General features: G+C 72.3%; 11 protein-coding genes and 1 pseudogene. 4 read left to right on the forward strand and 8 right to left on the reverse strand.

From position 1 onward, the window contains the following. Nucleotides 1–103, forward strand: a pseudogene (locus ACFY0I_RS39725) (ABC transporter ATP-binding protein); the annotation flags it as partial. Beyond that, nucleotides 90–1028 carry an ABC transporter permease gene (locus tag ACFY0I_RS39730; RefSeq protein ID WP_388904694.1) on the forward strand — a complete coding sequence of 313 codons (939 nt, stop codon included), beginning with the start codon at nt 90–92 and terminating at the stop codon, nt 1026–1028. The pseudogene ACFY0I_RS39725 and the gene ACFY0I_RS39730, both read left to right, overlap by 14 nt. 29 nt (nt 1029–1057) lie before the next feature. Here the strand turns inward: ACFY0I_RS39730 and ACFY0I_RS39735 are convergent, their stop codons facing one another. From ACFY0I_RS39735 to ACFY0I_RS39745, 3 genes are all read right to left on the reverse strand, one after another. Beyond that, entirely contained in the window at nt 1058–1828 is a 771-nt protein-coding gene (locus ACFY0I_RS39735) for a sirohydrochlorin chelatase (RefSeq protein ID WP_388904695.1), read from the reverse strand. Between the two features lie 13 nt (nt 1829–1841). After that, nucleotides 1842–2630, reverse strand: coding sequence for a BTAD domain-containing putative transcriptional regulator (locus tag ACFY0I_RS39740; protein WP_388904696.1), 789 nt, complete (start codon nt 2628–2630; stop codon nt 1842–1844). A gap of 328 nt (nt 2631–2958) precedes the next feature. Beyond that, nucleotides 2959–4377 carry an MFS transporter gene (locus ACFY0I_RS39745; protein WP_388904697.1) on the reverse strand — a complete coding sequence of 473 codons (1419 nt, stop codon included), beginning with the start codon at nt 4375–4377 and terminating at the stop codon, nt 2959–2961. Between the two features lie 158 nt (nt 4378–4535). On the opposite strand from ACFY0I_RS39745, the gene ACFY0I_RS39750 reads away from it, so the two are divergent. Beyond that, nucleotides 4536–5135 (forward strand): TetR/AcrR family transcriptional regulator, encoded by a 600-nt coding sequence (locus ACFY0I_RS39750; RefSeq protein WP_388904698.1) that lies wholly within the window; start codon nt 4536–4538, stop codon nt 5133–5135. 76 nt (nt 5136–5211) lie between these two features. Here ACFY0I_RS39750 and ACFY0I_RS39755 read toward each other — a convergent pair whose 3' ends face one another. The 5 genes from ACFY0I_RS39755 to ACFY0I_RS39775 form a co-directional block, all read right to left on the reverse strand. Then, nucleotides 5212–5673: a nuclear transport factor 2 family protein gene (locus ACFY0I_RS39755; protein WP_388904700.1), complete on the reverse strand. Its 462-nt coding sequence runs from the start codon at nt 5671–5673 to the stop codon at nt 5212–5214. A 144-nt stretch (nt 5674–5817) separates the two neighbouring features. After that, on the reverse strand, nt 5818–6609 hold the full coding sequence (locus ACFY0I_RS39760) for a thioesterase II family protein (RefSeq protein WP_388904702.1): 792 nt from the start codon (nt 6607–6609) through the stop codon (nt 5818–5820). 5 nt (nt 6610–6614) lie between these two features. After that, nucleotides 6615–8225: a long-chain-fatty-acid--CoA ligase gene (locus tag ACFY0I_RS39765; RefSeq protein WP_388904703.1), complete on the reverse strand. Its 1611-nt coding sequence runs from the start codon at nt 8223–8225 to the stop codon at nt 6615–6617. 62 nt (nt 8226–8287) lie between these two features. Next, on the reverse strand, nt 8288–12361 hold the full coding sequence (locus ACFY0I_RS39770; protein WP_388904705.1) for a type I polyketide synthase: 4074 nt from the start codon (nt 12359–12361) through the stop codon (nt 8288–8290). A 14-nt stretch (nt 12362–12375) separates the two neighbouring features. Further along, on the reverse strand, nt 12376–12609 hold the full coding sequence (locus ACFY0I_RS39775; RefSeq protein WP_388904706.1) for an acyl carrier protein: 234 nt from the start codon (nt 12607–12609) through the stop codon (nt 12376–12378). A gap of 202 nt (nt 12610–12811) precedes the next feature. On the opposite strand from ACFY0I_RS39775, the gene ACFY0I_RS39780 reads away from it, so the two are divergent. Beyond that, on the forward strand, nt 12812–13552 hold the full coding sequence (locus ACFY0I_RS39780; protein WP_388904707.1) for a 2OG-Fe dioxygenase family protein: 741 nt from the start codon (nt 12812–12814) through the stop codon (nt 13550–13552). The last annotated feature ends 135 nt before the right edge of the window (nt 13553–13687 follow it).

A 13687-nucleotide genomic window follows, 5' to 3' on the forward strand; every position in this document is an offset into this window, starting at 1 on the left:
CATCCCGCAGCCGCGCCGCATCGAGGACGCGGACGTCGCCGAACTGTCCCTTGAGATCACCGAACACCTGCGTGGGGAGATCCGCCGCCATGGCCGGCACTGACCTCAGGCCCCGACCCGGGGCGAACGAACTGGCCGGGCTGGACGCCCTCGACACCCACCAGGCCGCCCGCGTCCCGCTGCGCCGGATCCTGCTCGGCAAGGCCCTGCCGCCCCTCGTCGCCGTCCTGCTGGTCCTGACGGTGTGGCAGGTACTCGCCCTGGCGCAGGTCACCGACGACTACATGCTGCCGCCGCCCGCCGCGGTGTGGGACAGCCTGGTCGACCTGTGGCTGCGCGGCACCCTCCTGGACGTCGTCTGGACCAGCGTCTGGCGCGGCCTGTCCGGCTTCCTGCTGGCCCTGGCCATCGGCACCCCGCTCGGCCTGCTGGTCTCCCGGGTCCGCACGGTGCGCGCCGCGATCGGCCCCGTCCTGTCCGGACTCCAGTCCCTGCCCTCGGTGGCCTGGGTGCCGCCGGCGGTCCTGTGGCTCGGCCTGGACAACTCGATGATGTACGCCGTCATCCTGCTCGGAGCCACCCCCTCCATCGCCAACGGCCTCGTCTCCGGGATCGACCAGGTCCCCCCGCTGTACCTGCGGGCCGGCCGTTCCCTCGGTGCCTCCGGCCTGCGCGGCGCCCGGCACATCGTGATGCCGGCCGCGTTCCCCGGCTACCTGGCCGGCCTGAAGCAGGGCTGGGCCTTCTCGTGGCGCTCCCTGATGGCCGCCGAAATCATCGCCAGCTCCCCCGATCTCGGCCTCGGCCTCGGCCAACTGCTGGAGTCGGGGCGCGAGACCTCCGACATGGCGCGGATCTTCCTCGCCATCGGGCTGATCCTGCTGGTCGGCATCGCCGTCGACCTGCTGGTGTTCAGCCCGGTCGAGCGCCGCATGCTCCGCCGCCGCGGCCTGCTGCCCGCGCCGCCCACTGCTCCCGGCCGAGGCCGCAGGGTGGCCATCAAGTCCTCCCGCAATGGCGGTGGTTGACCCGTCGCGGGCGGAGCGGGAGGCGCGCTTCAGCTCGTCAGGGCCGGGGTGCGCACGGTCGCGTCGTAGCGGCGCAGGACGAGCCGGGCGAGTTCCGGGGCCGCGCCGAGCACGGCGCCCACGACGTCCGCGCCGCCCTCGGCGGCGCCGAGCGCGATCCGGTCCGGCAGCCGGCCCGGGGCCAGTACGTACGGGGCCACCGCGATCCGTCGGGCGCCGGCGTCGCGCAGTGCCCGTACGGCGTCCCCCGTAGGGGGGAAGGCGCCGCCGGAGGCGAAGGCGGGGCGTACGTCGTACCAGCCGGTGCGCCGCCACTGCGCGGCGATCGCGGCGAGCGCCGCGGCGGCCCGCGGGTCGGTGGTGCCCGCGCAGGCGAGCACCACGGAGGTCGCGGCCCGGTCGCCGGGCTCCAGGCCCGCCTCGGCCAGCCGGCGTTCGAGCGCGGCGGTCAGCAGGGCGTGCGGCCCGAGCACGTCGGCCCGTCGTACGGAGAGGGCCGGTGGCGCCTCGCCCAGGGCGCGGGGGAGGTCGGTCCGGGCGTGGAAGGCGCGGGTCAGGAGCAGGGGCTGGGCCACCACCCGCCGTGCGCCGTGCAGGGCCATCCGCGCCAACTCCTCGCTGACCGAGGGCGGTTCGAAGTCGAGGAAGGCGGCGCTCACGCGCAGTCCGGGCCGCATCGACCGGATGCGGCGGGTGAGGGCGCGTACGGTCGTCGCGTGCCGCGGGTCCCGGCTGCCGTGGGCGATCAGGAGCAGGACGCCGGAGTGGTCGGCGTCGGCCCCTTCGTCGGAGCCGCTCATCCGTTGCCGGTCCCTAGCTCGCCGCGAGCGCGGGAACGGGCCAGTAGGGCTCGTTCTGGAGCAGCATCGGGTCGTGGGTGAGGATCGCCCGCTCGTACTGGCTCAGGACGGGGGAGGGTTCGATGCCCTGGGACTCGATCATGTTGTGCCGGCACTGCCGGTACACCGTCAGGGCGTCGAGCTGCCGGCCGGAGCGGTACAGGGCCCGCATGAGGAGCATGCAGAACTGCTCGTGGTTGGGGTTGCGCGAGTAGAGCTCCGTGAGCTCCGGGAGGATCCGCTCGTGACCGCCGGTGCGGAGTTCCAGATCGTAGAGCAGAATCAAAGCGGAATTTCTCGCTTCCAGATATCTTGCGGAAGCCGTCCGACAGATGGGTCCGCCCGCGAGTCCACCGAATACCGGACCGCGCCAGCGCGATAGTCCTTCGCGGAGGTCCGCGATGTTCCGGCGGTGCTCGGAAAGGCTGTCGTTTCCCGTCCGCGCGTGGATCGCGTCCACGGTGTCGAGGAATAAGTAGGCGTCGAGTTCCCACCGGTCGAAGAGGAACATGTAGCCGGAGGTGCTGGTCACCACCCGGGATCCCTCGCGGTCGGGCTCGACGGCGGACAGGGTCCTGCGGACCCTGCTGACCTGTGCCTGAAGGGCGTTCTCGACCTTCGCGGGGGGAGTGGTCCCCCACAGTTCGAGGATGAGGGCGTCGACCGTGAGGAGCGATCCGCCGGCGGCGAGCAGGGACGCGAGGAGCGTCTGCTGCATGGCGCCGCCGAGGCGTACCGAGCCGCGGTGCTTCATTATCTCCATGGAGCCCAGAACTGAGAACAGCAACACAAACATCTCCCCGCGAGATGGAAAGAGAACGGTGTCGTGTGCAGTGGCGCCGGTCGATCGATTCACTGTTGGAATGAGACTCAATTCCTAGTGGACCGATCGGTCCCGACCGTACTTGGTCAGGTGTGAGCGTGTCAATGAAACCCCCGGACCCGGCGCGGTGGCGCGGGGGCCCGGGGGCGGATACGACGATGCCGTGCAACACGTCCGGCGCCGGATGCGGGGGATCCAATGGGTGCGCCTGACGTGTTGCACGGCGTTCGAGGCGGGGGCGCGGCCGCGGCGGCACCCCCGGGTTCGGTCAGACGGTCGCGGACTTGCGGTGGCGGGCGGCGCCCGCCAGGGTCACGGCGGTCACGAAGAGGGTGATGATCGTGACGGTCCACAGCCCGGCCCGGTAGGGGGCGACCCCGCCGGCGGAGAGGGAGAACGCGGTGGCGGTGATCGCGATGACCACGCCGTTGCCGATCTGCGCACCGGCGTTGAACAGGCCCGAGACCAGGCCCTGCTCGTCCGGCGCCGCGGTGCCGACGGCGGCGATGTTCAGCGCCGGGTAGACCGCGGCGAAGCCGAGGCCACCGAGGAGCTGCTGGGCGAAGAGGGTGACCAGCGGGTCGACCTGACCGAGCAGCAGGACCCAGCCGAGGTAGCCGATGCTCAACAGGACCAGGCCGCCGGTCGCGACGGGCCAGGCGCCGTACTTGGTGACCAGCGCGGCGCCGTAGCGGGCGGTGCCGGCGGTCAGGACCCCGCCGAGGAGGAAGGCGAGGCCGGCCTGGAGCGGCGACCAGCCCAGCTGCTCCTGGTAGTAGAGGGTCAGGACGAACTGGAAGGAGACGTAGGCGCCGAAGAAGAGCATGGCGACCAGCGCGCGGGTCAGCTCGGCCTTGCGGAAGACGGACAGCGGGACCAGCGGGGCCGGGTGCCGGCTCTCGACCACGGCGAACAGTGGGAAGAGGACGGCGGCGGCGATGAGCGAGCCGATCGTCTGCGCGTCGCCCCAGCCGTGGCTGGCGGCCCGGCTGAGCCCGTAGACCAGGGCCACCGCGCCGGCCGTCACGGTGACGGCGCCGAGGATGTCGAGGCTGCCCCGCTTGCCCGCCTCCTGCTGGGACGGGACCACGGAGGCGGCGAGGAGGGCGACCAGGACGCCCGCGACGGCGGGGGCGAAGAGCACGAGCCGCCAGGAGACGCCGGCCATCAGGCCACCGAGGATCAGACCGAGGGAGTAACCGGCCGAGGCGACCGCGAGGAAGGTGCCGAGCGCCTTGTTGCGTGACTGCTCGTCACGGAAGGCGTCGAGCAGGATCGCCATGGCGGCGGGCGCCGTGATGCCGGCGCTGATGCCCTTGAGCAGACGGGCGACGACCAGGACCACGCCGTCGTCGGCGATGCCGCCCAGGATGCTCGCGACCACGAAGACCACGAGCCAGCCGATCAGCAGCTTCTTGCGGTTGTAGAGATCCGCCAGTCGTCCGCCCAGCAGCAGGAACCCGCCGAAGCCGAGCGCGTAGGCGGACACCACCCATTGCAGCGAGGAGGTGGACATTCCCAGGTCCTCCTGGACCAGGGGGAGGGCCGGGCCCATGCTCGCGATGTCCATCGCGTCGAGGAACTGGACGGCGCACACCACCAGGAGCAGGAGCGGGAGGCTCTTGACCGCGGGGGTGGGCGGTAACGCCCGTGCGACAGGAGGGGAGGTGGGGGAAGCCTCGGTCATGATCAGACTCCGATCGGAGTGTCGTCGGAAGCGGTGGGCGCAACAGGAAGAATGACGGACCGATCAGTCCCGGACTGATCGGTCCATTTCTAGCGCCCCGAAACCCCTGTGTCAAACGTATGCTGGGATCCGCGGGGGAGAGGGGAAGGAGTTCAGACATGGCGCGCACACCGGCACCAGGCACGCGGCGGCGGATTCTGGAGGCCTCGGCCAAACTCTTCGGTGAACAGGGGGTCCGGGCCGTCGGCATGCAGCAGGTGATCGACGCGACCGGAGTCGGCAAGAGCCTCCTCTACCGGGAGTTCGCCAGCAAGGACGAACTCATCGCGGCCTGGCTCCGCGAGAGCGACGCCCAGTGGTGGGAACGGGCCGAAGAGGTCACCGGCCCCCACAGCGGCGATCCGGCCCGTCAGATCCTGGCGCTGATGGAGTTCTTCCACGCCAGCGTCCAGGAGCCGGACTTCCACGGCTGCATCTACTACAACACCTCCAGTGAGTTCCGCGACCCGCGGCACCCGGGCCGCCAGGAGGCGAAACTGCACCTCAAGGGCCTGCGCAACTGGCTCCGCGACCGAGGTGCCCAAGCCGGCGCGGACGACCCGGACGCCTTGGCGGACACGCTCATGCTCATCGTCGGCGGCCTCCTGGCCAACGGCGAGGTCCTCGGCGGTGACGGCCCGGCCCGGATGGCCGTCGCCACCACCGAGCTCGTCCTGCGCCAGTACTGCCCGGCCTTCGTGACGGCCGCCGCACGCTGACGCACCGTCCGGCACGCGACCGGCCCCGCGGCACGGGAATGCCGCGGGGCCGGGGTGCGTGCGGGTCCGGCCCGCGTCAGGGGCCCGCGACACCGGTGCGGCGGGGCCGGGCCGCCCGTACCGCCACGCCGTGCTCCTCGTACCCGTCGTCGTAGACGAACGCCGAGGGCATCCGGTCGTGGAACTGGTAGTCGGCCTGAATTCGCCCGTCCTGGGCGAGCACGACGATGTCCTGACCGGACATCTCCATCTCGCCCGTCGCCGCCGACACCATCACCCAGTTGAAGCGGACGACGTCGTGGTGACCGGTGGCGTTGTTCGACGACCGGAACTCGTAGCCCATCGGTCCGTACACCTGGTGCGTGTACGCCAGTTGGTCGAGGATCGCCGCGTGACCGCGGATCGGATCCTTGCGGTAGAACACGTAGACGGCGTCCGGCGCGTACAGCGCCTCCACCTTCTCGCGCCTGCGCGCCACATCGGTCTCGTTCCACAACGCGACGTACCGCGCGAGGAGTTCGTTGGGTCGGGGGAGCATGGGGGACCTCCTGGGTCGCCGTGATCGAGGTGTCGAGGGATCGGGAGCGGATCGGGTCGGGTCGGACCCATCGGGTCGGGTCCGACCGGGGTGGATCGCCGTGGGGATCGGCCGACCGCCGTCATCGGCCCGTACGCCGCCCGCTCAGTGCCCCGCGGCGTACCGCGGCAGCAACTGGGCCAGGTCGGCCGTGAGGGCGCGGGCGTGGGAGCGCAGGTAGAAGTGGTCCCCGGGGAAGGTCCGGCACCCCAGGTACTCCGGGGTCCGCCCCGCCCACGACCGCATGGCCCCGGGCGCGAGGAGGGGATCCTCCCGCCCGCGGTACGCGACGACGGGACAGCCCACGGCTGCCCCGTCGTCCGGATGGTCCGCGCACACCGCGGCGTCCGCGCCCATCGCGCGGACCGCCGCCGCCAGCTGCTCCGGATCGTCCTCGACCGCCGCCGGCAGCCCGCCCAGCAGCCGCAGCGCCTCCAGCGGATCCGCCGACAGCACGGCCGGCGCCGAGAAGCCGGCCGGCGCCCAGCCCGACACCGCGAGCAGCGCCGGCGGCGGCAGCCCGCGCCGCTCCAGCTCCACCGTCAGCCGGTACCCCAGCAGCGCCCCCATCGAGTGGCCGAACACCGCGTACGGACGCCCGTCCAGCTCGTCCGACACCACCCGGGCCAGGGCCTGCGCCAGCGGACCGAGCCGCGTGTACGGAGCCTCCCGGCGCCGCTCCTGCCGCCCGGGCAACTGCACCGCCTGGCAGGCCACCGAAGGCAGCAGCCCCGCCCAGTCCCGGTACATCGAGGCGCCGCCCCCGCTGTGGTGCAACAGGAACAGCCGCACCACGGCGTCCGGTTCGGCGTCGGCCGGATGCAGCCACCGCGCCGCGCCCTGCACCTCGGGCAGCGGCGCCGGCGGCGCGGCCGGCCGTACGGAGGTCCCGTCCACGCCCGCTACACCGCCGGCGCGGCGGCGTCGCCCGCCGGGGCGGCGAACCGCTCCCGCAGCACCCGCCGCAGCACCTTGCCCGTCGGATTGCGCGGCAGCGCGCCGACCAGGTCGTACCCCGTGGGGATCTTGAACCCGGCGATCCTGCCGTTCAGGAACCGCAGGAAGTCCCGCGGCGTGGCCTCGGCGCCCGGCCGCAGCACCACCGCGGCCCGTACCGCCTCGCCCCACTGCGGGTGCGGAACCCCGTACACCGAGACCTCCTCGACGGCCGGATGCTCGCGCAGCGCGTTCTCGACCTCGGTCGGATAGATGTTCTGGCCGGCGACGATGATCGTGTCGTTGACCCGGTCCACCAGGAACAGGTAGCCGTCGGCGTCCAGGTGCCCCATGTCGCCCATGGACAGCCACTCGCCCGACAGGGACCCGGCCGTCACCTCCGGCAGTCGCCAGTACCCGAGGAAACGCGCCGGACTCTTGATGACGACCCGGCCGACCCCGCCCGGCGGCAGCTCGTTGCCGTCCCCGTCCAGGATCCGCACCTCGTTGCCGGGACACGCCCGTCCCGCCGAGGCCAGCACCCGACTGTCCGGGGTGTGGTCCTCCGGCGCCAGACAGGTCACGAAACTGCCCGCCTCCGCCGACGAATAGCCCTGCGCCAGCTCGCAGCCCAGCACGTCGATGCAGGTCAGCAGGAGCTCCCGGTCGATCGGCGAACCGCTGTAGACCACCTTGCGCAGCGACCGGAAGGTCTCCCGCGTCGTGCCCCGCTCGGTCAGCATCATCCGTAGCATCGCGGGCGCCGCCCACAGGGTGGTGATCCGGTGCCGTTCGATCAGCCGGGTCGCCTCGTCCGCGATGAACTGACGCATGATCACGGTGGTGGCGCCGGCGTTGAACGAGTGCATGAACCAACCGAAGCCCGAGGTGTGCAGGCCCGGGAAACAACTCAGCCCCCGGTCCTGCGGCCGCCAGTCGATCCAGTCCACGCCCTGCGCCCGGGTGTCCGCGATGAACGTGAAGAAGGTCCGCTGCGCCAGCACCACGCCCTTCGGCAGGCCCGTCGTCCCGCTCGTGTACAACTGCGCCACCGCGTCGTCGAATCCCGCCGTGCCCGCGACGGGCGGATCGCTGTCCGGGCGGCCCGCCTTCCACGCCAGGAACCCGCCCGCCACGTGGTCGTCGGAGTCCATCTCGACGACCTGACGCAGCTCCGGCAGCGCCGACCGCAGCCCATCGACGACCGCCCGGAACTCCCGCTCCACGAAGAGCAGTCCGGCCTGCGAATCGCGCAGGACGTGCTCGACCTCGCGGGCCGTCAGCCGCGAGTTGACCGGTACCAGGACCGCCCCGCTCTTCGCGCAGCCCAATGCCAGGTCGTAGTAGTGCTCCGACTCCCGGCCCAGATAGCCCACCCGCATGCCGGTGGCCGGGCCCGCGGCCCGCAGCGCGTGCGCGGTCCGGTTGCTCTCCCGGTGCAGCTCGGCGTAGGTGAGCGTGCGGTCCTCGCAGACCACCGCCGGATGGTCGGGCCGGGTCCGGGCGTGCAGCGCGGCGCGCGCCGCGAGGGTCCGGTCCTCCGTACGGGTGTCGTCGTCCATGGGTGCCCCCGTCATGTCGTTCGTATGGTGGGTGGGTGGGTGGGATGGTGCGGTGGGCGTGTTCACGCCGGGGTCCTTCACGGGCCCGGGCGCGCCGCCGGGACGGGCTCCGGGGCGAGGACGTGGGCCAGGTGCGCGGCGAGTTCCTCCACCGACGGATGGTCGAAGACCACCGAGGAGAGCAGCGGTACGCGCAGCCGTGCCTCCAGCCGGCTCTTCAGCACGATCGCCGTCAGCGAGTCCACGCCGAGCTCCAGGAAGCCCGCCCGGGTGTCCACGTACTCGGCGTCCTCGATCGCGAGCAGCGCGGCCACCGTGGCCCGGACCAGCGCGACCAGCGCGCCGTGCCGTTCCCGCGGCGGGGCCGCCGCCAACGCCGCCGGGTCGAGCGGCGCGGCGTCCGCCGCGCGTTCCGCCTCGCGCTCGGCGTCCGCGGTCGGGGCCGGCCGGTCCGGGAGCCGGGTGAAGCCCATCCCGGACAGCTCCATCACCGGCCGGCCGGCGCCGGCGCCGGGCCCGCCGTCCAACAGCAGCACGTCCAGGGTGAACGCCGGGTCGGCGGCCTCACCGGCGGCGGCCTCGACGGGCGCCGCGGCCCGCCCGACCCGCGCGGCCGAGCGCAGCAGCTCCCCGCGCGGCTTCTTGAAGGCCCGCAGCCGGGCCACGCTCGTGGCCACGTACCGGTTCCCGTCGTCGGTGAGCGCGGCCAGCGCGTGCGTCGCCCCGTCCAACAGCGGCGGCGGCAGGTGCTCGGCCCGGGAGGCGCCCGTACCCGACAGCTCCGCCACCGCGAAGTCCGGACCGTACGCCGCCACCCGGCGGGCCCGGCTGAACTGCGGCCCGTACGCGAGGCCGGCCCGCGCGTACGCCGCCCGCACCTCGTCGCCGTCCAACACCCGTGACGGCTCCTCGCCCTCCATCGCGCCGGCCAACCCCAGCAGTTCCCGTCCCGGGCCCGCGAGCCCACCGGCGGCGTCGGGCTCCGCCGCGATCCGGGCCGTCGCGTGCAGCCGCTCCACGCCGCCGGCCTCGTCGGCGGACCGGCTCGACACCTCCACCGCCGGCCGGCCGCCGGGCCCGGGACGCACCCGGGTCAGCAGCAGCGTCGGCCGGTCGGTCAGGAACAGCGCCTCGTGGAAGCGCACGTCCTCCACCGCCCGCCCGGTGTCGCCGTACACCTCGTCCTGCACCGCGAGGAGCAGCTCCAGGTACCCGGCCGCCGGCATGAACACCCGGCCGCCGATCGTGTGGTCCGCCAGGTACGCGGGCTGCCCCGCGCTGATCCGCGCCGTGAACTCCCGCTGCCCGTCGCCCCGTTCGGACTCGCGGCCCAGCAGCGGGTGCCCGTCGGTCGGCCCGCGCCCCGCCGGCCGGGCCGGCAGCCGGTAGCCGCGCCGGTCGAAGACGTACCCCGGCAGCGGGATGCGCCGCCCAGGACCGCCCGCGTACACCTCGCCCCAGGCGATGTTCAGCCCCGCCGCGTACGCACCCGCCAACGCGGCGTCCAACGTGGCCCCGGTGGTGTCCTTGGCCCGCAGGCAGCTCAGCCAACGGTGCTGCTCCTGCGGTACGCAGCGGCGGGCCAGCGAGGTCAGCGCCGACGACGGCCCGACCTCCAGGAACACGTGCCGGCCGCGCTCGGCGACGGTACGCGCCCCGGCCTCGAACTCGACCGTCTCGTTGACGTGCCGCACCCAGTACGCGGGGTCGGCCAGCTGCGCGGCCGACGCGATCCGCCCCGTCAGGTTCGACACGAGCGGCAGCCTCGGCTCGTGGAAGGAGATCCGGCCCAACACCTCGGCCAACGGCTGCGACACCCCCGCCATCAGCGGTGAGTGGAACGCCGCCGACACGTGCAGCGGCGTCACCGTCCACTCCCGCCCGCGCAGCGCCTCGACGGCCTCGGCCAGCGACCGCTCACCGCCCGAGATCACGCACTGCCCGGGGGCGTTCACCGCCGCGACCGCCAGGTCGGGCCAGACCTTCAGCAGCGGCCGTACCTCGTCCGCCGGCGCCGAGACGGCCGCCATGCCGCCCGGCGCCGCATCCGACACCGACTCGATCAGCGCGGACCGCGCGGCGAGGAAGGTGATCCCGTCGGCGAGCGCGAACACTCCGGCCACCGTCGCCGCCACGATCTCCCCGACGCTGTGCCCGATCAGCACGGCGGGCCGCACGCCCCACGACAGCCACAGCCGGGCCAACGCGTACTCCAGGGTGAACAGCGCCGCATGCGTGAAGGACGTACGGGCCAAGGTCTCCTCGGCGTCCGGCACCTCGCCGAACATGACGGCGGCCACGGAACGCCCCAGCAGCGGCGCGAAGAGCGCGTCGCACTCGTCCACGTACCGGGTGAACACCGGGAAGCGGCCGTACAGGGCCCGCCCCATGCCCACGTACTGCGAACCGGAGCCGGTGAACAGGAACGCCACCTTACGGAACGCGTCCGGCTTCTCCTCCCCGCGCGGCGGAGCGCTCCACCGCTCCAGGTGAGCGGCCAGCCCACCCGGGTCCGCGACGGCCGCCGCCACCCGGTACCGGAAGTGCGAACGGGCCGTGGCCCGGGTCCGGCACAGGTCCGCCAGGGAGGTACCGGGGTGCTCGGCGAGGAAACGCGCGTACCGCTCGGCCTGCAACCGCAACGCCGGCCGGGACTTCGCCGACAGGGTGAACACCTGGCCGGGCGCGGCGCGCTCCGCGGCGTCGACCGCCGGTTCCCGCGGGCTCGCTCCGGCTCCGGCCGGCGGAGCCTCCTCCAGGACCGCCACCGCGATGGCCCCGGCGACCCCGAAACCGTTGACGGTGGCCCGGCGCACCGGAGCCTCCCACGGCCGCTGCTCCGTCGCCACCGTGATCGGGTAGGTCTCCCAGGGGATCCGCCCGGACAGGTTCCGCCACACGTGCGGGAAGAACACCCCCGCCCGCATCTGCGTGATCACCTTGAGCACCGCACCCAGCCCGGCAGCGGGCTCCATGTGCCCGATGTTGGCCTTCAGGGAGCCGATCGTCAGCGGGTGCTCCGCGTCGTGCGAGGCACCGAACACCCCGTTCACCGACCCCAGCTCGATCGGGTCGCCCAGCGGCGTGCCCGTCCCGTGCGCCTCCACGTACTGGATGTCGCCCGGCTCCAGCCGCGCGTTGGCCAGCGCCGCCCGCATCACGGCCTCCTGCGCCGTCCCGTTGGGCGCGCTGAGCCCCGCGCTCTCGCCGTCCTGCCCGATCGCCGTGCCCCGGACCAGCGCCAGGACCGTGTCACCGTCCGCCAGCGCGTCCGACAGTCGCTTCAGCACCAGCGCCCCGCAGCCCTCGGCGCGCGCGTACCCGTCGGCGCTGTCGTCGAAGGTCTTGCAGTGCCCGTCGGGAGCCAGCATCTGACCGTGCGAGAGGATCACGAACGAGCGCGGGTTGTGCAGCGCGTTCACCGCGGCGCACAACGCGATCCCGCACTCGCGGCGCCGCAGCCCCTCCACCGCCAGGTGCAGCGCGGTCAGCGACGCCGCGCACGCGGTGTCCGTCGTCAGGCTCGGACCGCGCCAGCCCAGGAAGTACGAGAGCCGCCCGGACATGGAATAGCCGCCGAGCCCGGTCGTCAGGCTCCCGTCCAGTTGCTCGTCGGACAACCCCTCCAGCTCCAGCGCGAAGTCGAGCGGCGAAGCCCCCACGTAAACGCCGCCGTCGCCGTGCCGCAGGCCGGCCGGATCGATGTTGGCGTCCTCCAGGGCCTGCCACACCGTCTCCAGCAGCAGCCGCTGCTGCGGATCGATGAAAGGGGCCTGCTTGGGCGGAATGTTGAAGAACTGGGCGTCGAATTCGTCGATGCGGTCGAGGAAACCACCGGCCGTCGCCGTGATGTCGCCGTCGGCCACTTCGGGAACCCACCGGTCGCGCGGCAGCGGCCCGATACCGGAACGGCCGTCCCGCAGGAAGGAATCCAGCGCGGAAAGGGAATCGTTCCCACCGGGAAATCGCATCCCGATGCCGACGACCGCGATCGGCTCGTGCTTCTCCTGCAGGAATCGGCCGATCTCGGTGTTCTGTCGGCGGACCGTCTCCTCCGCCGCTTCGAGCCTTTCCAGAACGTCCGGATCCGGATTTCCTCGAGGATCGTTCTGTGGTTTCGATGCTTTCGGGGATCCCGGCGTTTCCGGCATGGCGGCCGCCTCTCTCAGTTCACGTCGAAGATGTCGGCCAGCACTTCGGAGGCCAGGTGGTCCGTCAACCGCTCGACGGTCGGCTGGTTGAACAGCGCCGTACTGCTGATGCCCCGTCCCAGCCGCTCCTCCAGCCGCTGCTTCACCAGTGTCAGCAGCAAGGACGTCATCCCCAGCTCGAAGAAGCTCTCGTCCAGCGGCAGCTCCTCGTCGTCGGGCATGAGCAGCGCGGCCTTGAATTCCGACACGACGATTTCTTCGAGAATCGATCGGCGTTCCGATCCGGGCGAGGACACCAATTGTTCCGTCATACCGGCCGAGTGAAGCACAGGCGGTGTGACCACCGGCTGACGTCCCCCTGACCCGACCACCCTGTCAGTTCAGCGTCAGCAGCCCTGTGGGAACCTCGGGAAGCAGGAGTGCGTGAGTTCCGGCACGGAGGAGCCAACAATGCAGAACGCAGCACGGGAAGAACTTCGGACCAACGGATATTCCCTGATGCCGGCCGACCGGCTCGTCATCGATACCGAATTGCGTCAGCACGTCAAGGAATTGGCCGCCGAATGGGAGAACCTGGAGACGGACCAGTACCTGAAGGGCGGGTCCCGCTTCCGCGAACGCCGCTACGACCGGTTCTTCTTCGTCCCCCGCACCGGCGAGGTCCGGCTGCGCCCCCACCGCCCCTACTTCCAGTCGATGGGGGCCAACGACTACGCCGGCGGCATCGACCGCGACGTGGCGCCCCTCAGCCGCACCACCCTGGCCAACCCGCTCCTCACCCGGCTCCTGCGGTCCGACTTCGAGACGTTCCCGGTCCCCGAGGACGCCTGGCGCGACGACCCGTGGGACGTCCAGTGCCACCAGTTCCGCATCATCAGCACCCCCGACGAGACCGGCGAGCCGACCCCTGAGGGCCCGCACCGCGACGAGGTCGACTTCGGCGTCATCCACCTGATGGGCCGCTTCAACGCCCGCGGCGGCGAATCGCAGGTCTATGACCTCGACCGGGAACTCGTCACGGAGTTCTGCCTCACTGAGCAGATGGACACCATGTACTGGGCCGATGCCCAGGTCCTCCACGCGGTCCGCCCGATCCTGCCCGTGGACCCGGCGAAGGCGGCCGTGCGCGACGTCCTGATCATGGGCTACCGGCACGCGCCGGAGCTGCGGCGCGAAGAACAGAACGGCTGACGTGCCGACGCGATCCGAGGTCCGCCGCGTCGACCACGTCATCATCCGTTTCGCGGGTGATTCGGGTGACGGTATGCAGCTGACGGGTGACCGTTTCACTTCGGAGACGGCGTCCTTCGGCAACGACCTTTCGAC

The sequence above is a fragment of the Streptomyces sp. NPDC001568 genome, assembly GCF_042893755.1.
GTDB lineage: Bacteria > Actinomycetota > Actinomycetes > Streptomycetales > Streptomycetaceae > Streptomyces.